20 protein-coding genes and 1 pseudogene are annotated in these 19,826 nt (G+C 69.6%); 9 read left to right on the top strand and 12 right to left on the bottom strand.

Annotation, left to right across the window (positions count from 1 at the left end):
- Positions 1–7 precede the first annotated feature (7 nt).
- The 4 genes from QFW96_RS25610 to QFW96_RS25595 form a co-directional block, all read right to left on the bottom strand.
- A complete protein-coding gene (locus QFW96_RS25610) occupies positions 8–253 on the bottom strand; it encodes a phosphopantetheine-binding protein (RefSeq protein ID WP_281458284.1) in 246 nt (81 codons plus the stop codon).
- A gap of 3 nt (positions 254–256) precedes the next feature.
- The gene (locus tag QFW96_RS25605) at positions 257–1,132 is read right to left on the bottom strand and encodes an acyltransferase domain-containing protein (protein ID WP_281458288.1); all 876 of its coding nucleotides are present in this window, start codon (positions 1,130–1,132) and stop codon (positions 257–259) included.
- 600 nt (positions 1,133–1,732) lie between these two features.
- Positions 1,733–2,800 carry an AI-2E family transporter gene (locus QFW96_RS25600; protein ID WP_281458283.1) on the bottom strand — a complete coding sequence of 356 codons (1,068 nt, stop codon included), beginning with the start codon at positions 2,798–2,800 and terminating at the stop codon, positions 1,733–1,735.
- 418 nt (positions 2,801–3,218) lie between these two features.
- Positions 3,219–4,052, bottom strand: coding sequence for an aldo/keto reductase (locus QFW96_RS25595; protein WP_281458282.1), 834 nt, complete (start codon positions 4,050–4,052; stop codon positions 3,219–3,221).
- A gap of 99 nt (positions 4,053–4,151) precedes the next feature.
- Here QFW96_RS25595 and QFW96_RS25590 point away from each other — a divergent pair, with 99 nt between their 5' ends.
- Positions 4,152–5,282 carry a pyridoxal-phosphate-dependent aminotransferase family protein gene (locus tag QFW96_RS25590; RefSeq protein ID WP_281458281.1) on the top strand — a complete coding sequence of 377 codons (1,131 nt, stop codon included), beginning with the start codon at positions 4,152–4,154 and terminating at the stop codon, positions 5,280–5,282.
- Between the two features lie 4 nt (positions 5,283–5,286).
- Here the strand turns inward: QFW96_RS25590 and QFW96_RS25585 are convergent.
- From QFW96_RS25585 to QFW96_RS25575, 3 genes and pseudogenes are all read right to left on the bottom strand, one after another.
- Positions 5,287–5,577, bottom strand: a pseudogene (locus tag QFW96_RS25585) (thiamine pyrophosphate-dependent enzyme); the annotation flags it as partial.
- Positions 5,578–5,612: 35 nt separating this feature from the next.
- Positions 5,613–5,942, bottom strand: coding sequence for a hypothetical protein (locus tag QFW96_RS25580; RefSeq protein ID WP_281458280.1), 330 nt, complete (start codon positions 5,940–5,942; stop codon positions 5,613–5,615).
- A 215-nt stretch (positions 5,943–6,157) separates the two neighbouring features.
- Positions 6,158–7,030: an AraC family transcriptional regulator gene (locus QFW96_RS25575; RefSeq protein ID WP_281458279.1), complete on the bottom strand. Its 873-nt coding sequence runs from the start codon at positions 7,028–7,030 to the stop codon at positions 6,158–6,160.
- A gap of 86 nt (positions 7,031–7,116) precedes the next feature.
- Here QFW96_RS25575 and QFW96_RS25570 point away from each other — a divergent pair, with 86 nt between their 5' ends.
- The 3 genes from QFW96_RS25570 to QFW96_RS25560 all read left to right on the top strand — a co-directional run bounded on the left by QFW96_RS25570 (position 7,117) and on the right by QFW96_RS25560 (position 12,456).
- The gene (locus QFW96_RS25570) at positions 7,117–8,133 is read left to right on the top strand and encodes an aldo/keto reductase (RefSeq protein WP_281458278.1); all 1,017 of its coding nucleotides are present in this window, start codon (positions 7,117–7,119) and stop codon (positions 8,131–8,133) included.
- Positions 8,134–8,375: 242 nt separating this feature from the next.
- Positions 8,376–10,085, top strand: a complete 1,710-nt coding sequence (locus QFW96_RS25565) for an FAD-binding dehydrogenase (protein ID WP_281458287.1) — start codon at positions 8,376–8,378, stop codon at positions 10,083–10,085.
- A gap of 88 nt (positions 10,086–10,173) precedes the next feature.
- On the top strand, positions 10,174–12,456 hold the full coding sequence (locus QFW96_RS25560) for a helix-turn-helix transcriptional regulator (RefSeq protein ID WP_281458277.1): 2,283 nt from the start codon (positions 10,174–10,176) through the stop codon (positions 12,454–12,456).
- A 3-nt stretch (positions 12,457–12,459) separates the two neighbouring features.
- Here the strand turns inward: QFW96_RS25560 and QFW96_RS25555 are convergent, their stop codons facing one another.
- Complete coding sequence (locus tag QFW96_RS25555; RefSeq protein WP_281458276.1) at positions 12,460–12,663, bottom strand: hypothetical protein; 204 nt, start codon at positions 12,661–12,663, stop codon at positions 12,460–12,462.
- A 224-nt stretch (positions 12,664–12,887) separates the two neighbouring features.
- Here QFW96_RS25555 and QFW96_RS25550 point away from each other — a divergent pair, with 224 nt between their 5' ends.
- The 5 genes from QFW96_RS25550 to QFW96_RS25530 all read left to right on the top strand — a co-directional run bounded on the left by QFW96_RS25550 (position 12,888) and on the right by QFW96_RS25530 (position 17,363).
- Positions 12,888–13,283, top strand: coding sequence for a hypothetical protein (locus QFW96_RS25550; RefSeq protein ID WP_281458275.1), 396 nt, complete (start codon positions 12,888–12,890; stop codon positions 13,281–13,283).
- Between the two features lie 183 nt (positions 13,284–13,466).
- Positions 13,467–14,462: a helix-turn-helix domain-containing protein gene (locus QFW96_RS25545; RefSeq protein ID WP_281458274.1), complete on the top strand. Its 996-nt coding sequence runs from the start codon at positions 13,467–13,469 to the stop codon at positions 14,460–14,462.
- A gap of 475 nt (positions 14,463–14,937) precedes the next feature.
- The gene (gene tgmA / locus QFW96_RS25540; RefSeq protein WP_281458273.1) at positions 14,938–15,282 is read left to right on the top strand and encodes a putative ATP-grasp-modified RiPP; all 345 of its coding nucleotides are present in this window, start codon (positions 14,938–14,940) and stop codon (positions 15,280–15,282) included.
- 9 nt (positions 15,283–15,291) lie between these two features.
- Positions 15,292–16,248 carry an ATP-grasp ribosomal peptide maturase gene (tgmB, locus tag QFW96_RS25535; protein ID WP_281458272.1) on the top strand — a complete coding sequence of 319 codons (957 nt, stop codon included), beginning with the start codon at positions 15,292–15,294 and terminating at the stop codon, positions 16,246–16,248.
- Positions 16,245–17,363: a methyltransferase domain-containing protein gene (locus tag QFW96_RS25530; protein WP_281458271.1), complete on the top strand. Its 1,119-nt coding sequence runs from the start codon at positions 16,245–16,247 to the stop codon at positions 17,361–17,363. The genes tgmB and QFW96_RS25530 overlap by 4 nt, the downstream gene beginning before the upstream one ends.
- Positions 17,364–17,424: 61 nt before the next feature.
- On the opposite strand, the gene QFW96_RS25525 is transcribed toward QFW96_RS25530, so the two are convergent.
- The 4 genes from QFW96_RS25525 to QFW96_RS25510 form a co-directional block, all read right to left on the bottom strand.
- On the bottom strand, positions 17,425–18,255 hold the full coding sequence (locus tag QFW96_RS25525; protein WP_281458270.1) for an SAM-dependent methyltransferase: 831 nt from the start codon (positions 18,253–18,255) through the stop codon (positions 17,425–17,427).
- A gap of 58 nt (positions 18,256–18,313) precedes the next feature.
- A complete protein-coding gene (locus QFW96_RS25520) occupies positions 18,314–19,075 on the bottom strand; it encodes a 3-oxoacyl-ACP reductase (RefSeq protein ID WP_281458269.1) in 762 nt (253 codons plus the stop codon).
- Between the two features lie 143 nt (positions 19,076–19,218).
- Complete coding sequence (locus QFW96_RS25515; protein WP_281458268.1) at positions 19,219–19,422, bottom strand: DUF397 domain-containing protein; 204 nt, start codon at positions 19,420–19,422, stop codon at positions 19,219–19,221.
- 110 nt (positions 19,423–19,532) lie between these two features.
- On the bottom strand, positions 19,533–19,805 hold the full coding sequence (locus QFW96_RS25510) for a Scr1 family TA system antitoxin-like transcriptional regulator (protein WP_281458267.1): 273 nt from the start codon (positions 19,803–19,805) through the stop codon (positions 19,533–19,535).
- Positions 19,806–19,826: the final 21 nt, after the last annotated feature.

The following is a 19,826-nucleotide window of genomic DNA, read 5'->3' as shown; positions in this document are numbered from 1 at the left end:
CTCCCCGTTACCGCGCGAGCTTCGCGGCCACGTAGCCGTCGATGGACTCCAGCGAGACCAGGACGTTGGTGAGCATGTCCTCGTGGTCGATCTGCAACGCGAACTCCTGCTCCAGGAACGCCATCAGCTGCACGTAGCCGAAGGAGTCCAGGACGCCGACCTTGAACAGGTCGTCCTGCGGGGTCACGTCGGTGCCGAACTCGACGAGGCAGCGCTCCTCGATGAACTGCGTGATCTTGGTGGTGCGGTCCACTGCTCACTCCCTGCTCTCGGTGGTGGCGACCGGGGTCGCCTGGCGGATGCGGGTGACCATGCGCTGCACGGCCCGGCCGCCGATCTCCTCGTGCTCCAGGTCCGGGTCCGCGGACAGCAGGTGCCGGACGCTGTCGGTCCAGCGCACCGGCGACACCAGCTGCTCGCCCAGCGCCGCGACCAGGCCGTCCGGCCGGTGCGGGCGTCCGGTGGTGTTGGCGATGACCGGCGTGTGCGGGGTGTCGAAGGTGAAGCCCCGCAAGAACTCCTCGAACTCCGCGCGGACCGGAGCCATGTAGCGGGAGTGGAACGGGGCGCTGACCTTCAGCGGCGCGAACCGCACGCGGTGCTCCTTCAGCGCCGCGTGCGCGGCCCGCAGCACCTCGTCGGTGGCGGCGATCACCAGCTGCTGGTCGGTGTTGTACCCGGCGATGTCCACACCGGACACGTCGTGCTCGGCGAAGATCTCCCGCAGCCGGGGCTCCGGGACGTCCATCACGGCGGTCATGCCGCCACCGGAGGCGGCGTCCATCAGCTCGGCGCGCTTGGCGACCAGCCGCAGCCCGGTCTCGAAGTCGAAGGCACCGGCGGCCAGCAGCGCGTTGTACTCGCCGAGGCTGTGGCCGAGGTAGTAGTCCGCCCGCCGCTGCTCGTCGTGCTCGCGCTCGAAGGTGTGCAGCGCGTTGACGACGAACAGAGCGGGCTGGGTGTAGCGGGTCCGGGCGAGCACCCCGTCCGGATCGTCGCGGCACAACGCGGCCAAGTCGTAGCCGAGCACACCGGCCGCGAACCGGGTCAGCCCCGGATACCGCCAGAACAGGTCGTCCCCCATTCCGCGGAACTGGGCCCCTTGCCCGGGAAAGAGCAGCGCAAATACCATACTCACCCTCGACTCGGAGAATTGAGATCAGCGAAGACCCGCCGGAGGCACTCCGGTGTGCCCGGCGAATCCTGACTGCGACAGCGCGCAGAACAGCACGGCCCAGCGCACCGCGAACTCCGGGTGCCGAGCCGTGGAAATGCGAGAACGGGCAGACGCGCGAACGCGCCCTGCGACGAACAGGTCGGATCGCTTGAGGTCACCGCTAGATGATCAAGCTCTTCCGTCAACCTAGAGTAACCGCACGACTACCCGCAAGAGCTCGTCGCGTGGCCAGCGACACGGCCCCGCGCGCGGACACTGACAATTTCCCTAGCCGTGCGCGGACTAAAAGGCGGCGCTCGCACCCGAGCACCAATTCAGCTCCGGCAGCCTCCGCATAACACCGCCGAAATTCGACGCACAACGCCTGAACGGATGACTCGAGAAACAACCGGACGCGGCGGAAAACCGACACCGATTACCATCGGCCGCGCGCGCAAATGCGCCTTATACAGTTCGTCTCCGATTTCTTCCAAACGGGAATTTCCACGGGGGTTCAACACGCAACGGACACGCATTCACACCGCGGAATCGCGCCGGTGGCGGAACGCGTTCTCCTCAGGCGGCCGATCGGGTCGTCATCTCGGTCCTCGCGTGGCGGTAGAGGACCTTGAGCGCCGCGGTCACGGGAAGGGCCAGCATGGCGCCGAGGACTCCGGCGAGCGCCCCTCCGATGAGGATCGCGACGAACGCGCCCAGCGGGCTGAGCTCGACCGCCTTGGCGAAAACCCGTGGTGTGATCAGGTAGTTCTCGACGGCCTGGTAGACGATGAAGAACAGCAGCGTGATCACGGCCAGGGGCAGGCTCTCGCTCAGCGCGACCACCGTGCCCGCCACCGAGGCGAGCGTGGCCCCGATCTGCGGGATGGTGTCCAGCAGCGCCACCACGATGGCGAGCAGCGCCGGGTACGGCACGCCGGCGATCAGGAAGAACGCGTAGGACGCGATCCCCGCGCACAACGAGACGACCGCTTGCCCGGTGACGTAGCCGCCCACCCGGCTCATCGCGGTGCGCAGCGCCTCCGCACGACCCCGGCCGGTCTCCTCCGACCGGTCGACCGCGGCGTGGATGCGCGGCATGGCCAGCGCGAAGTAGACCATCAGCGCCCCGGCCGTGCAGGCGGCGAACACGCCGCCGAAGACCACGCCCAGGGCGGCGAAGCCCGCGGTCAGCGCCTGCAGGGCGAACGTCGCCGCCGCGCTCGCGGTCTCCTTCAGCTTCTCCTGCACGGCCGGGTCGTGCAGGTGCGCGCGCAGACCGCCGGGTTCGCCGAGGTTCGCACCGAGGCCCGCGAGCAGGTCGGGGACGCGCGCGACGAAGTGGCCGAGCTGACCGATCGCCGGGACCAGCGCGAGCAGGACCAGCGCTCCGACGACGATCAGGACCGCTGCGACCAGGCACGCGATCGCCAGACCTCGTCGCACGTGATGCCGCTGCAGCCAAGCGACCGCCGGCTCGATGCCGAGCGCGAAGAAGAACCCCAGGAACACCAGCACGAGCATGCCGCGCACCGTGTAGGCAAGGACCGCGAGCACGCCCACCGCCAGGTACACGCAGGCGATCTGCGCGTGGCGCACCAGCGCTGCGGGACCGCTCCCCCGTCCGTCCGGCGAGTTGCTGGTCATGGGCGCCGCCCTTCGGAGCGACAACGGTGGTCAGCCCACAGCCTAAGGACGAGCTCGGGAATCGCACGTCGGCGCCGACCCGGCCTCCCGCGTGAACGGAGGTTCGACAGCTACCCGTTCACCGCTCCCGCTCGAACAGTCGTCCGAGCCGACGGTTCACCGCGCTCCCGTTGCGCGTTCGGGCAGCCGAGTTGCCCCGCGTCCATCACCCGCGGCAGGACCAAGCGAGAACGCCGAGCAAGTACGTGATTCTCGTTGGCCGCGCGCACACCGGACAGCACTCGTTCACCGGAGACCGAACCAAGCTGATCGACGAACCCACCCACCTCGTGGGTCGAACGCCATCCTCGTACCGGCCACCCCACCAGGAATCCGTGAGCACCGCCGTTACGACACCGCCCGTGGTGGCGGCGGTCGCTCAGAGGATTTCGAGCGGTGTTGCGCGGTTCGGGGCGGGGAACTGGGCGTCGAGCTCGGCGAGATCGTCCGCTGACAGCCGGACGTCCAGTGCCGCGCGGTTCTGCTCGACGTGGTCGCGGGTCGCGGCCTTGGGGATCGCGCACAGACCTTCGCCTGCCAGGACCCAGGCGATGGCGATCTGCGCGGGCGTGGCCTCGTGGCGCTCGGCGACCCGTCGCAGCACCGGGTCCCCGAGCAGCCGCCCCTGCTCGATCGGCGAGTAGGCCATCACCGGCAGCTCGCGTTCCCGGCACCACGGCAGCAGGTCGTGCTCGATGCCGCGCCGGGTGAGGTTGTAGAGCACCTGGTTGACCGCGCAGTCGCCACCGCCGTCCTGCGCCGACAGCTCGGCCATGTCGTCGGGGTCGAAGTTGCTGACCCCGAAATGCCCGATCTTGCCGCTTTCGCGCAGTTCCTCGAACGCGTCGAGCGTCTCGGACAGCGGTGTTCCGCCCCGCCAGTGCAGCAGGTAGAGGTCGAGGTGATCGGTCTTCAACCGGCGCAGGCTGCGCTCGCACGCCTCGACCGTCCCCCGCCGGTCGGCGTTGTGCGGGAACACCTTGCTGACCAGGAACACCTCGTCCCGCCGACCGTCGATCGCCTCGCCGACGACTTCCTCGGCACCGCCGCTGCCGTACATCTCCGCGGTGTCGATGAGGCCCATGCCGAGGTCGAGCCCGTGTCGCAGCGCCGCGGTCTCCGCGGCGCGGTCCGCACCGCGCTCGCCCATGCCCCAGGTGCCCTGCCCCAGCGCGGGCAGGTCGCCGCCGGACGGGAGTCGCAGGTGTCGCATCGTTCGCACTCCGTTTCGCGTCGCCGCTGAACAGGCCGCGTCGGACCCGGCCGCGGTGCTGTCCGCAGCCGGCTCCACCGCATGTGTCAGGCTAACGTCATGGCACTGCCTCATGACGACATCGACCCCGGTGGCCTGCTGGAATACTCCGTGGTGTTCACCGACCACTCGCTGAATCACATGTCGCAGCGGTTCGCAGGCGTGATGCAGGGCATCATCGACGTCCTGCGGACGACCTACCGGGCGCACGGCGTCGCGGTGGTCCCCGGCGGTGGCACCTACGGCATGGAGGCCGTCGCGCGCCAGCTCGCGACCGGCCGCCGCTGCCTCGTGGTGCGCAACGGGCTCTTCTCCTACCGCTGGTCGCAGATCCTCGACATGGGGTCGATCGCGCAGGAGCACGCGGTCCACCGGGCACGACCGGTCGACGAGTCGCACCAGGCCCCGTGGCGGCCGGCGCCGATCGACGAGGTCGTGGCCGCCATCCGCGAGCAGCGACCCGAGGTGGTCTTCGCTCCGCACGTCGAGACCGCCGCGGGCATGCTGCTGCCGGACGACTACGTCCGCCGCCTCGGCGAGGCCGCCCACGAGGTCGGTGGCCTGCTGGTCCTGGACTGCATCGCGTCCGGAGCGCTCTGGGTCGACATGACCGACCTCGGCGTCGACGTGCTGCTGAGCGCACCGCAGAAGGGCTGGAGCGGGTCCCCCTGCGCCGCCTACGTCATGCTCAGCGAGGCCGGTCGGGCCGCGGTCGAGGCGAGCACGTCGACGAGCTTCGCCGCCGACCTGAAGAAGTGGCTGTCGATCTCGGACGCGTACACGCAGGGCCAGACCCCGTACCACGCGACCATGCCGACCGACACCCTCGCGCACAACCTGGAGCTCATGCTCACGACCCGCGATCGCGGCTTCGAAGACCTCCGCGCCGCGCAGGTCGACCTCGGCGGCCGCGTGCGCGCGCTCCTCGCCGAGCACGGGCTCCCGTCGGTCGCCGCCGACGGGTTCGCCGCCCCCAGCGTGGTCGTCGTCCACGCGGACGACCCGGAGCTGCGCAGCGGCGCCGCCTTCAAGGAGGCAGGCATCCAGGTCGCGGCCGGAGTGCCGCTGCACTGCGACGAACCCGCCGACTTCTCCACCTTCCGCGTGGGCCTCTTCGGCCTCGACAAGCTCGGCGACGTCGAAGGCACCGTCGCCCGCCTCCGGACGGGGTTGGAGAAGGTCAGCGGCTGACGGCTCAGAGGTGGGTCGATGCGAACATCCGCAAGGCGGCGGGCAGGACGACCACGCTGGGGCCGCGCGTGCTGAGCGCTTCTGCGAGATCGGCGCGCAGCGACTCGGCGTCGGTCAAGGTTGCCGGGACGCCGAATGACCTGGCCAGCGCCACGAAATCGGGCCTGGCCAGCTCGGTGGCGTGCGTCTGCCCGAACGCGCTGGTCAGGTAATCGCGCAGGATCCCGTAGCCGCCGTCGTCGGCGATGAACCAGGTGACGTCGAGCTGGTGCTGCACCGCGCTCGCCAGCTCGGCACAGCATCAAGGCTTGTGGGAACAGCGCGCGTAGCCTAGGGCTTCGTCACGGGGTCGAACAGGGCCAACTGGCCGTCCTCGTCTTCGGCGAATTCGACGTCCGAGCACGGATCCGCCGTGTTGCACAGCTTTCGGCACTTTCGGCAGTCGGCTCTCAGCTCGACCGCTTCGCACTCGAACAGCGGGCCTCGGCTGATCAGCTGGCCGCAGACCGTCGTCGGCTGGTGCACGCCACTCTCGGAGGTGACCTTGACGCGGTGCACCTTGCGTCCGGGACCGATGCGGAGGTTGCGGTCTCGGAATCGTCTGAGCTGCTTCTCGGCTTCTGCTGCGACCTGGTCCGGACTCCCATCGGACGTAGACACATGATCATGCTCGCCCGGCCTCGACTCCCGGCGGAACCGCGAGACCGGTGATTGCATTGCTCCAACCGGCAGGCACCGCACGGATTCACGGGAATCTGCAGCCGACTCCAGGGATCAGTTGAGGGAACGACGGCTTGAGCTGGACCGGTTGGGCGTCGACCGGGATTCGGTCCCCGGCGCGAGGGAGCTCGCGGAGGTCAAACCAGCGCGTCCGGCTACTGCGCCCGGCCGGTGCTGGTCAGCTCTCCGCGGAGGCGGGCGGTGTCCTGGGCCGGTGGGAGGCCGTAGGTGCGGCGGTATTCGCGGTTGAACTGGGTGGGGCTGACGTAGCCGACGGCTTCGGCGGCTTGGGCTGCGGTGGTGTTTCCGGCGAGGAGTCGGCGGCGGGCTTCCTGGAGCCTGAGGTGCTTCTGGAAGTTGAGCGGGCTCATGCCGGTGGCGGCCTTGAAGTGCCGGTAGAGGGTCGCCGTGCTCATGTGGGCGACCGCCGCGATCGCGTCGACGGTGAGCGGTTCGGTGTAGTGGGCGCAGATCCACCTGGCCGCCGACCGGATCCGGGCCGTGGCGGTGTCGGCGAGGGTGAGGTCGCGCAGCATCGGACCGAGGGGGCTGACGAGCAGGCGGTAGAGGATCTCGGCCTCGACTCGGTGCGCCAGCGGGCCGATGTGCTCGGGTGTGTCGAGCAGCCGCACCCAGCGGGTCACCGCGTCGGTGATGTCCGGGGTCATCGGTGCGGTGATCTGGCCACCCGGGTTCGGACGCGCGGGCGCGCTCGGCGCCAGCTCCAGGACGAGGTCTGCGAGCGTCCCGCCGTCGAGGCTCAGCACCGCTGAGCAGTAGGGCAGCTCCTCGAACGTGGCCGTGACCGGCATGACCAGCGAGTTGAGGAACATCTCGCCGCGGCCGACGGTCCAGCTCCGCTCCCCCGCGACACCGCGCTTGGAACCGGCGGCGGTGAAGCAGACCAGCGGCTCGTAGAGCACGTCGGAGGGCACGACGGGCTCGTCGATGATCGCCAGCGAGAGGCGGGGCACGGCGGACCCGTCGCCGACGTGCCGGGTGATGGCGGCTTCGAGATCGTCGAGCACGGAGCACTCCCCGTTGAGAAGATCAGGCAAGTTCATGCTACCCGCAGCCCATGCCCCCGGGACGCGGCGAACCTAGCGTTGACGGCATGACGCAGCAGGACAACACCACGACTCCGCCGAAGCGCGCGCTCGGCACGCAGGGCCTTCAGGTCGGGGCGATCGGCCTCGGGACGATGGGCATGACGATGGCCTACGGCGCCGGCGACGAGTCCGGCGGCATCGCCGCCATCCGCCGGGCGCACGAACTGGGCGTGACGCTGTTCGACACCGCCGAGCTCTACGGCATGGGCACGGGCAGCAACGAGCAGCTCCTCGGCCGCGCCGTCGAGGGCATCCGCGACGAGGTCGTGCTCGCCACCAAGTTCGGCTTCGACATGGGCACTCCGCCCGGCCCCGACGGGTTCGCGCTGAACAGCAGGCCCGACAACATCCGCCAGGTCGCCGACAACAGCCTGCGCCACCTGGGCACCGACCACGTCGACGTGCTCTACCAGCACCGGGTCGACCCGGAGGTCCCGATCGAGGACGTGGCCGGAACGGTCGGCGAGCTGATCGCCGCGGGCAAGGTGCGCTACTTCGGGCTCAGCGAGGCGGGCCCGGACATCATCCGGCGCGCCCACGCCGTGCACCCGGTGTCGGTGCTGCAGACCGAGTACTCGGTGTTCGAACGCGCCGTGGAGCCCGACGTGCTGCCGGTGGTGCGCGAGCTGGGCATCGGCTTCGTGCCGTACTCGCCGCTGGGACGGGGCTTCCTCACCGGTTCGGTCAAGCCCGCCGCCGAGTACCCCGCCGATGACATGCGCAGCTGGGACGAGCGGTGGCAGCCCGGCAACTACGAGGAGAACCTGACCGCCATCCGCGAGCTGACGGCCGTCGCCGGCACCAAGGGCATCACGGTCACCCAGCTCGCCCTGGCGTGGCTGCTGGCCCAGGGCGACGACATCGTGCCCATCCCGGGGACCCGCAGCCCTGAGCGGGTCGCCGAGAACACCGCGGCGGCGCACATCGCGCTCACCCCGCAGGATCTCGCGCGCATCCGGGAAATCCTGCCCCGCGGCTCGGCCGGATCCCGCTACCCGGAGTCGGTCATGCCGACCTGGTGAGCCGAGCGGACGCTCCCGTTCCGCCGACCTGCGTCCGTTTCCTAACGAATGATCCGGAAGTCTTGTGCCCCGTTCGGTAAACGGTGTTCATTGCACGGTGGCGCGGTCGCCGAGAGCCCGGTGTCTCCGCGCTGTCGATGCAGACCGAACGGCGGAAGGACGTCATGAGCGATCGCGAGAACGGCTTGGTCAGTCGACGCTCCGTGCTGGTCAGCGGCGGTGTGGCCGCCGCAGGTGCCGCGATGCCGGTGGGGGCCGCGGGTGCCGCTCCGGCGGCTGGTGGCGATGCCGACGCGATCGTGGTGGGCGGTGGTCTGGCCGGGCTGGTCGCGACCTCGGAGCTGGTGGCGCAGGGCCGCAAGGTGCTGCTGGTCGATCAGGAGCCCGAGGCGAGCCTCGGTGGTCAGGCGTTCTGGTCGCTGGGCGGGTTGATGTTCATCGACTCCGAGGAGCAGCGGCTGGCCGGCATCCGCGATTCGCTGGAGCTGGCCCGCGCGGACTGGTTCGGGAGCGCCGGTTTCGACCGGGGCGTCGACGACCCGCTGGGTGAGGACTACTGGGCGGCGCGGTGGGCCGAGGCCTACCTGCAGTTCGCCGCGACCGAGAAGCGTTCCTGGCTGCACGGTTTGGGCGTGCGGTGGGTGCCGGTCGTGGGGTGGGCCGAGCGCGGCGGGCAGCACGCCGACGGCCACGGCAACTCGGTGCCGCGCTTCCACCTCACGCTCGGCACCGGCCCCGGTGTCATGGAGCCGTTCGAGAAGATCGTGCGCGAGGCCGCCGACAACGGCCTGGTGACGTTCAAGTTCCGCCACCAGGTCGACGAGCTCACGGTCACCAACGGCGCCGTCGACGGTGTGCGGGGCGGAATCCTGGAGCCCAGCAACGCGCCGCGCGGCAAGCCGAGTTCGCGCACCAGGGTCGGTGATTTCGAGCTGCGCGCGCCCGTGGTCATCGTGACTTCCGGTGGTATCGGCGGGAATCAGGACCTGGTTCGGCAGAACTGGCCGGAGTGGCTGGGCGCCCCGCCGAAGCGCATGATCACCGGCGTTCCGGCGCACGTGGACGGCCGGATGCTCGGGATCACCGAGCGGGCCGGTGCGCGGCTGGTCAACCGGGACCGGATGTGGCACTACACCGAGGGTTTGGCCAACCACACCCCGATCTGGCCCGATCACGGCATCCGGGTGCTGGCGGCGCCGTCATCGCTGTGGTTCGACGCGCGCGGGCGGCGGTTCCCGAACCCGGGCATCCCGAGCTACGACACGCTCGGCACGCTGAAGCTGATCAAGGACACCGGCTACGACTACTCGTGGTTCGTGCTCAACCAGCGGATCATCAACAAGGAGTTCATCCTCTCCGGTTCCGAGCAGAACCCGGAGCTCACCCGCAAGGACCTCGCCGCCTACCTGGCGAGCCGCGCGCTCAACGACACCCCGCCGCCGGTCAAGGCGTTCCAGGACTTCGGCGAGGACTTCGTGGCGGCCGATTCCGTCTCGGAGCTGGTGGCCAGGATGAACGACCTCAGCGGTGACGATCTGCTCGACGCCGCCGACCTGGAACGCCAGATCGTCCAGCGGGACCGCCAGGTGGACAACAACTACACCAAGGACGAGCAGGTCATGGGCGTCCGCAACTCCCTGGCCTACGTCGGCGACAACCTGATCCGCACCACCCCGCTGCACAAGATCCTCGACCCCGAAGCGGGCCCGCTGATCGCGATCCGGATGAACCTGCTGACCCGCAAGACCCTCGGCGGCCTGCAGACGAACCTCGACGGCCAGGTCCTCGACGGCCGGGCCAACCCCATCCCGGGCCTCTACGCCGCGGGCGAGGTCTCCGGCTTCGGCGGCGGCGGAGTCCACGGCTACCGGGCGTTGGAGGGCACGTTCCTCGGAGGCTGCCTCTTCTCCGGCCGCCAAGCGGGCAAGGCAGCGGCCCGGGCGACGGCCTGATCCGCGCGCCGGGACGAGCTTCTCACCAGGACTACACTCGGAGGTAGCGGTGCTGGGCACCGAGCTGACGGTGTGAGCTGGTGGTGACATGTCCCGGCGTGTGGGCAACCTCCCCGGCTCGGAGAGCGTCACGAGCTTCGTCGGCCGGCGGGCGATGGTCGGCGAGATCCGCGGGCTGCTCGGATCCGCCCGCCTGGTGACGCTGGTCGGCACCGGTGGCATGGGCAAGACCCGACTGGCCATCCGCGTCGCCGAGTCCGCGCACCGGGCTTTCACCGACGGGGTCTGGATCGTCGAGCTCGCCGAGCTCCGCGATCCGACCCTGACCGACCACGCCATCATCGACGCCCTCGGCGTCCCGGACCGCTCGGCGGAGTCGTCCCGGGACGTGCTGGTCGAGCACGTGCGGGACAAGTCGCTGCTGCTCGTCCTCGACAACTGCGAGCACCTGATCGACGCGTGCGGCGAGGTGATCGCCGCCGTGCTGCGCGCGGCACCCGGCGTGCGCGTCCTCGCGACCAGCCGGGAAGCGCTGCACGTCCTCGGCGAGCACATCGTCCCCGTCCCGCCGCTCAGCTTCTCCGGCAACGGGGACCCGCTCCAGCACGAGGCGATCCAGCTGTTCGCCGAGCGAGCGGCCGCCGCCGTGCCGGGGTTCACCCTCGACGCCGACAACCGCGAGGCCGTCGCCAGGTTGTGCGCCAGGTTGGAGGGGATGCCGCTGGCAATCGAGCTCGCCGCCGTGCAGCTGCAGGCGATGGGCGCCGACGAGATCCTGGACCGCCTCGAAGACCGGTTCCAGGCGCTGCCGACCGTGCTCCGGGGTGCGCCGGCCCGCCAGCAGACCCTGCGCGCCGCCGTGGAGTGGAGCTACGCGCTGTGCTCGCCGGCCGAGCAAACGGCGTGGGCGCGGCTGTCGGTCCTGCCAGGGGGGTTCGACCTCGCCACGGCCCTCGCCGTCATCGGCCGAGATTCCCTCACGACGCAGGAGGCCACCGACGCGATCACGGGCCTGGTCTCCAAGTCGGTCCTGTCCCGCTCGGCCCGCAGCAGCCGCTACCACGTCCTGGAGACCATCCGGCAGTTCGGCCGGGAGCTCCTGCGCGGCAGCGACGCCGAGGTCGACGTGAGCAGACGGCACCTGCACCACTTCGCCGACCTGGCGGCGCGGGCCCGCCACGACTGGTCGGGGCCGCGGCAGCCGGAGTGGGCGGCGATGGAGCGGCGGGAGCAGGTCAACTTCCGGGAGGCGCTGCGCTTCGGCTTCGACACCGACGCGGACCGGCCCGCGACCGTGCGGATGGCCGTAGACCTGCGCCACCTCTGGGTCATGGGCGCCGGCCGCGAGGGGCGGGAGTGGGTCGACCGGGCGCTCGCCGAGCTCCACGACGACACTCCCCTGCGGGCCGAGGCGCTGTGGGTGGCGGGATGGGTCCGGCAGGTCCAGGGCGATCCGATCGGCTCCGCGGCGATCTTGACCGAGTGCATCGCCGTCGCCGAGCGTCTCGGCGAGCAGCTCACGCGTGCCCGCGCCGAGCAGTTCCTCGGGGTCAACGAGCTGCTCGGCGGCCACCTCGACGAGGCGGACGCGCTCCTCTCCGGCGCGCAGAGCACCTACCGGTCACTCGGAGTCGCCGACTCGGAGTCGCTGATCGGGTTGGCCGCTCACGGGTGGCTCCGCCTGATCGAGGGCGAGGACCGGGAGGCCGAACGCATCGCCGAGCAGTGCCGCCGCCTCAGCAGGGAGGTCGGCGAGAGCTGGGCGGCGACGTGGGCGCTGTGGGTGCTGGGCCTCATCGGCTGGACCCGTTCCGACGAGATCCTGGCCTCGGCGGCGCTGCGCGAAGCGATCGAGATCAAACGGGAGCTCGGCGACTGGCTCGGCATCCCCTGCTGCGTCGAGGTGCTGATCTGGGTGCTGGCCGAATCCGGTCGGCACCGGCGCGCGGCCCGGCTCGTGGGAGCGAACCAGGAGCTCTGGCTGCCGATCGGCCTGCCCATGTTCGGTTTCGCCGACTACCTCCAGGCCCACGAGCACTGCACCGCCACCCTGCGCGAAGCGCTGGGCGACACGCGGTTCGACGCCGAGCGCACTGCGGGCGCGCACATGTCACCGGAGGCCACCGTCGACTACGCGCTCGGCACACCGCAGCAGACCCGCACCGCCGATTCCTCACCGCTGACCCGCAGGGAGGGGCAGGTCGCGCGACTGGTGGCGGACGGGCTGACGAACCGGGAGATCGCCGCGCAGCTGATCATCTCGCCGCGCACCGCCGAAGCGCACGTCGAGAACATCCTGAGCAAGCTCGGCTACACGTCGCGGACCAAGATCGCCGCGTACCTGCGCGCGGATCCCGACCTGGCCGACTGATCCTCAGACCTCGGCAGCTCGGGCCGGGATCGTGGTCACCGCGACGAGCACCGCCTCGCGGTGGGTGCGGCAGACCGTGCGAGCGCTGTCGGGGCCGGGCTCGGCGCGGGTGCCCTCGAAATCGCAGATCCACGTGCCGGTGCACGGGTTGCGGTACACGTGGGACGTCTGGTGCGGCAGCTGACCGGTGGTTCGGCGGGAGGACATGATCGAGCTTTCTCGCGAAGGGCCGGGGGATCTGATGCACTCCAACTTCCCGTGCGGGTGCTCGGACGACCAGGGCAGAACTACCGAGTTCGCTACCTAGACCGCCACCGTCCTCGGCCCGCCCCGCCCGGTCTACGCAGTGACCTACGCAGTGCCACGGATGCCACCGGGACCGGGACCAAAGACCCTGGACAAGTCCTCGCACCACCGACCTGGGCGTCCAGATGCTCCTCCAGAACCGACCGCACCCACATCCCGCCGAGACCCACCGCCGCTACGCGCACCTCCGCGACCGCCGCCTGGCCGGTGTCCTCATCGACGAGGACACCGCCGAGGACCGCGAGGAGCTCTCCGCCCTCGAACGCATCAGCTGTCGCGTGCACCGCCGCTGGGCCCACGAGTGCATCAGCTCGCCCACCCACGTCATCGCCGTCACCGGCCACCGCTGGTGCCGCCCCTGCGAAGCCGAGGCCAACATCGCCGTCGACGAGCTCACCGGCGACATCACCATCACCTGCACCCGCTGCGCCCGAACCCCCACCACCCCGGCAACCAGGCAGATCCTCCGCACCTGCAGAGCAAGCCTCGCCACAGCCACCGAACACCGCCGACGCGCATAGCCGCACGAAAACCAAGAGCGACCGCTGCGCGGGTTAAATGCGTGACACGCTCGGCCCGGACAAGTCCTGTCCGGGCCGAGCGGTATCTCGGTAGCCTTGGTTTTCTGCGTCCCACCGGACGTAGCGCCCCCGGGTCATTGTTGGGGCATCGGCGGGCGAGTTCTCCAGCGGGAGGCACAACCCATGACCAACGAGTCATTCGGCCAGGCGCTCAAACGGCTCCGCGAAGCAGCCGACCTGTCCCAATCGACCCTGGCGCGTCGTGCCTACATCAACCAAGGCAACCTGTCGCGGTACGAGGCGGACCGGCAACGCCCCACCGCGAAAACCGCCGAGGTCCTGGATGGCGTGCTCGACGCGAACGGAGAACTCGCACGGTTGGCCACAACGCCTGGTGAAGATGCGCTGAATCCCGATCAGCGCGAGCGCCTGGCCGTCGTCATGGACCGACCTCACCGGCTCGACGGCGGGACCGTGGAGGCGCTGGCCGGAGTGCTGGCTACCCAACGCCGATTGGACGACACATTGGGCCCGGCGCCGCTGCTGCCGGTGACCCTCGCGCAGCAGCAGCTGGTGGAAACGCTGGTCAAACAAACCGCAGGTCCGCACCGGGCCGCGCTCGCGGAGGTCGCCGCGGAGTGGACCCAGTTCGTCGGCTGGCTCTACGCCTCGCTGCGGCAGGATGCTCAAGCGCTGCGGTGGCTGGCTGAGGCTGAACAGGCCGCTGACGAGATCGAGAACGGTGTTCTGGCTGCTCAAGCCGCGAATTTCAGGGGCTACGTGGCCAGGCAGCAGGGCAATTGGCGCGGTGTCGTGCGCTGGTTCCTCGCTGAGCACTCCACTCCTGGCGCCTCGGTTCACCAGCAGATCGGCGCCGCTGCACAAGCCGCCCAAGGTGCCGGTCGGCTCGGTGACCGTGACGGCGCACGCCGGATGCTCGACACCGCTGACACTCTCCTCGAGCAGGCCAGCCAGAACCCGGCACCGCGAACCGCGTACTGGCTGGACAGCAATTTCCACCGGCTGAACCTCGGACTGGCCAACCTCTCCCTCGGGGCCTACGACGTCGCCGCCGATCACCTGAACGCCGCTCTCAACTCCCTACCCGCTGATCAGCGGGGTGCGGCTTGGACGGTCGAGTACCGCGAAGCGCTGGCCGCAGCCAACTCCCAGATGTAACCGGTAGACCTATGCGCCGCTATGCGCATAGGTCCGCAATCTCTCAACCGGCCGTCGCCGATCGACGACGGTGAGTACATGACCATGGGGGACTTCACCGCCACTCGCAGTGGGGCGGTACTCGGACCAGCCCGGACCGTCGTGCACATCCGCAACGCCGTAACCGGCGAGACCTTCTGCGGCGAAAAGGTCGCGCCCGCACCAACGCTCGCGCGGCCGAGGCGTCCGGCTCCTGCCGTACCTCGAACCGCGCTGTGTCGGCCCACGCCTGCCCGGAGTGCGTCGCAGCCCACCTGGAAGCCGAGGGCGACCGAGACCGCCTCGCCCGGTGCGGAGAGGCCCACCCCTCCCGGCCTCGTCCCCTCCAGCCCGCACCGGGCGAGGCATCCACCCGATCCGCGACCGGAACGGAGGTTCCGCAACCACCCAAACACGCGCAACGATCAGCGAAACCAACACAAGGGAGATTTTGAGGATGACCGCTGTACTGAACGACACCTTCGCCAAGGACCCGTTCGCGCCGCACTCCGGGCAGTTCCCACTGGGACGCGTCAACGAGACCGAGGGCAACGCCGACGTCCCGTCCGAGCCGGACGTGCGGCCGTGGAACCTGCGGCGCATGACACCGGTCGAGATGCCCGCCGCGACCGGGACGGCCGGGGTGTACGACCCGCAGAAGCAGTACGCGGTGACCGCCGACGGCGCCCCCGTGGTCGCTGCGGAGCCGTCGGCGAACTCCGTGTCCAACCTGGACGGTGACGAAGGCGCGTCGGAGGACTGGACGTACGACTTCGCTCCTGACGCCCCGTACCAGGTGTAAGGAGTCGCCATGTCGATCCTGCTCTTGGCCGCCGAGGACGATCCGAGCGCTGACGCGATGGTGCGCACCCTGACCGGCCGTCAGGCGGCCGTGCACCGGATCGACACCGCCTGGTTCCCGCGTCAGCTCACCCTCGCCGCCGAGCTGACGCGGGGCCGGTGGGGCGGCACCCTGGCAACCCCGCACCGCACGATTGACCTCGGCGAGGTCAGCGCGATCTGGTACCGCTCACCACGCGCCTACGAGTTCCCCGCCGAGATGTCACCGACCGAACGCCACCACGCCGGCATCGAAGCGAAGTACGGACTGGGGGGAGTGCTGTCCTCGCTGCCGGTGATCTGGATCAACCACCCCGCTCGAATGGCCGACGCGACCTACAAACCGCACCAACTCGCGCTTGCCGCTTCCTGCGGACTGACCGTCGCTGACACCGTGATCACCAACAGCGCTCGGGCTGTGCGGGACTTCGCCGCAGGCGGGCCGACCGTGACCAAGATGCTCGGCATGGGATCGCTGGTCGAGAACGGAGCACGCCGGGCGCTCTACACCCAACCGCTGGATACCTCTGACCTGGCAGACCTGCGCGGCATCGAGCACACCGCCCACCAGTTCCAGCGATGGGCGGACAAGCACCACGAGGCCCGCGTCATCGCCATCGGGCACCGGATCAACGCCTTCGCGATCTACGCGGGCAGCGACGCCGGGCACGTCGACTGGCGCACCGATTACGACGGCAACCGCTACGAGCTCACCGAGCCGCCAGCCGACGTGGCCACCGGAATCCGCGACCTGATGAAGCGACTCGACCTGGTTTACGGGGCACTGGATTTCGTCATCGGCCCCGATGGGCAGTGGACGTTCCTGGAGATCAACCCGGGTGGCCAGTACGGGTGGTTGGAACACCACACCGGAGCGGACCTGACCGGCCAGCTGGCCGACCTGCTAATGACCGGGGAGACACGATGAACTGGCAGCACGACCTCAACCAGCTGGCCGAGGAACTGATCAAAGCTGGGAAACTCAGCTCTGCACGGTGGGTAGATGCCTTCACGCAGGTGCCCCGCCACGTGTTCGTGCCCCGCTTCTGGCTCCAGGACAAGAACGGTTGGCGGCAGGTCGAGGCCAGCTCCGACGAAGGTTGGGAGGCCGTCTACTCCAACCGCGGATTGTTCACCGCGCTGGATGACAACCAGCTCGGGATCTCTTCCTCGTCCATGCCGAGCCTGATGACGCGGATGCTGGAAGCCCTGGACATCCAACGCGGCCATCGCGTGCTGGAGATCGGGACCGGCACGGGCTACAACGCCGCCTTGCTGTCGACTTTCCTCGGCGACGGCGACGTCTACAGCATCGATATCGACTTCGTGGGCACCGCCGCGCAACGCCTCGCCTCGATCGGATTGCAACCCACCCTCGCCACCCGCGACGGCCGAGAAGGTTTCCCCGAGGCCGCCCCGTTCGATCGGATCATGGCCACCTGCGCTGTCTCGTCGATCCCGCTCACATGGGTTGAGCAGCTGACCCCGGACGGGATGATCCTGGCAGACCTCAAGACCGGCCGATGCGCCGGAAACCTGGTGCTGCTGCACCGGCTCGGACCCGAGCATGCAGAGGGCAGGTTCGTGTCCGGCTGGGCCGATTTCATGCAGATGCGCACCGGCACCACAGCCGACGTTCCCGCCACCGGGCAGGCCGACGACCACGGCCAGCCGGAGTGCAGCACCACTCGCATCACTGGACGTCCCTGGGCGCACACCGTGCCGTGGTTCCTCGCGAGCTTCCGCCTACCGGCCGGAACCGGATTCGGGATGCGCATCCGGGAGGGGGAAACCTGGTGGACCATCACCAGCCCAGACGGCTCCCGCGCCGAGGTCCGAGACATCGACACCGGCCAGGACCGGGACGTTCTCCAGTTCGGCCCCCACCGGCTGTGGGACGACATCGAGACCGCCTTCGACGAGTGGGAGAAGGCAGGCACACCGGACTGGGACCGGTTCGGATTCACCGTCGAACCAGGTGCGCAGGTCGTGTGGTGCCTGGACACCGACCAGTCGTGGAAGGTCGAGTCCGGCACGAGCTGACCAGCCTCAGGCCGACTCGTTCACGTTCATTTTCGCCCCCGTGGAGCTGGCCGCCGCCACGTCAGGTGCGGAGGATTCCGACTGCTCCGAGGACGTTGCCCTTGTTTGCTTCTTCGTCCTTGACCGGGGTGTCCGGGCGCCAGTGGGCTGCGGCGACTACTCCTGGGGTGACCAGGGTGTAGCCCGGGAACAGGGCTTCTACTTCGTCGGGGGTGCGGATGTGCAGGTGTGGGGTGGAGGTTCCTGCGAGGAGGGAGCGGAGGGCTTCGATCTCGGTGTCGGTGCGGGAGAGCTGGGCGTTGTTGGAGACCGCCAGGGCACTGCCGGGGACGCAGGCGTCGCGGTAGCGCTCGACGAGCGCTGCGCCGTCCGGGTCGGGGACCAGGTCGAGGATGCCGAAGGCCAGGACCGCGACCGGTTTCGAGAAGTCCAGCAGATCGGCCACGCCTGGGGCTCGGAGGACGGCTTCGGCGTCGCTGACGTCGAGTTCGGTGACCGAGACCTGCGGGTCGTCGCCGAGGAGGTGGCGGGCGTGGTGGCAGGCGATGGGTTCCCAGTCGACGTAGGCGACCTTCGCGTGCGGGCAGTGCTCGCGGGCGATCTCGTGCACGTTGCCGACCGTGGGGACACCGGACCCCAGGTCGAGGAACTGGTCGATCCCGGCCTCGGTCGCCAGGTACCGGACCGCGCGGCCGAGGAACGACCGGTTCGTGTAGCTGTAGTCCCGTTCGGTCGGGACGAGCGCGAGGGCGTGATCGGCCGCCTGGCGGTCCACCTCGAAGTTGGCGGAACCGCCGAGCAAGTAGTCGTACATCCGGGCGATGTTCGGCCGGGTGAGGTCCGCGTGCGAAACCTCGGCCGCCAGCTCGACTTCCCCGGTCTCGTCGGTCATGATCTCACCGTATCGGAACGGGCGGCGACCGATCAGCCACTCAGCGCGATCGCCTCGATCAGTCGTTGACCAAGCCGCCGTCGACCACCAGGTTCTGGCCCGTGACCGCCCGCGACCACGGCGAGGCGAAGAACAGAGCGGCGTCGGCGAACTCGACGGGCGTCACCACGCGACGCAGCGGCGTGTTCGCGGCGATCGCGTCGAACACCTCCTCGGGAGTGGCGGCGCTCGCGTCGGTGGTGCGCAGCAGCCCACCAGAGACCATGTTGACCGTGATGCCGCCCGGCCCGAGATCGGCGGCGAGAGTGCGGGTCAGCGACAGCAGCGCCGCCTTCGCAGCCGTGTAGTCGTGGTAGGGCACGACCGGGTTCTGGAACAGGTTCGTCCCGACGTTGATGATCCGGCCGGCACCGAGCTCCCGCATGCCCGGCAACGCCGCCTGCGCGACGTTCAACGCACCTCGAACGCTGCCCTCGAACTGCCCGGCGAACTCGTCCCACGTGATCGCGTCGGCGTGCGAGCGGGCGTCGCCGTTGAAGGCGAAGTCGGCCAGAGCGTTGTTGACCACCGTCGTCACCGGGGTTCCGAAACGCTCACGTGCCGTGGCGAACAGGGCATCGACCTGGGTCCGGTCGGTGACGTCGGCCGCGACGGCGATCGCCCGGTCGCCGAGCTCGTCGGCCAGCGCTTCGGCCTGCTCGCGGCTGCGGCGGTAGTCGATCACGACGCGGGCGCCCTGCCCCGCGAACGCGCGCACCAACGCGGCACCCAGTCCGCGCCCACCTCCGGACACCACGACAACCTGATCGGCGAAATCCATAGGCCGCACGGTAACGCCCGGCAGCAGCACACCAGCACCCGCGGGTGCCCCTGACCTGCTAAGAGGATGCCCGAACTCCGGTCACGACAACGATGCCCCCGCATCCCCGGTGGCGAGGAGCGGGGGCACCGCACGAGCCGTGCTCACGGTCGATCGAACCTGTTGGCCTTCACCGCGCGGATGAATAACGACCACTGATCGCCGGTGGCCGTGAAGAAACCCGCAGCTCGGTCCTTGGTGTCGCGCACGGCAGCGCCGTCGCCGACCCGGCCCACCTCGACGCAGTTGTCGACTTGCGCCGAGCGCGAGCTCTTGCGCCATCCGATCGGACCGGTGTGGTCAGGCATCCTGTTCCTCCCATTCCTCGACGATGTCGGCGATGAGCGAGGTGGACTCCGCCTCGCTCATCGCCATCTGCTCAACCCTAGGCAAGGCGGAGCGGTATGCCGACACATCTTCAGGTTCGCCGAGGCGGGTCGCGATCGTCGAACTCGAACAGGCTGAACGGACCCTCAAGTCCGGCGTGCCAGCCAGTGCGGATCGGGATCACGCGAAGTTCGATGTTGCGCTGCTTGGCGAGTTTCAGCAGTTCACGCAGTTGGTCGGCCATGACCTCAGAGCTGCCGACGATCTGCCGCAAGTCCACCTCTCCGACGTAGGCAGTGAGATGCGCGGGCACTTTGCGCGCGATCGTGTCGCGCCGCCCAAGTCGGATGGCCCCGGGGAACATCCGTTCGCCCGGGGCTGGCGG

The organism is Saccharopolyspora ipomoeae (assembly GCF_029952525.1).
Lineage (GTDB): Bacteria > Actinomycetota > Actinomycetes > Mycobacteriales > Pseudonocardiaceae > Saccharopolyspora > Saccharopolyspora ipomoeae.
This window is presented reverse-complemented; position numbering and strand designations above follow the sequence as displayed.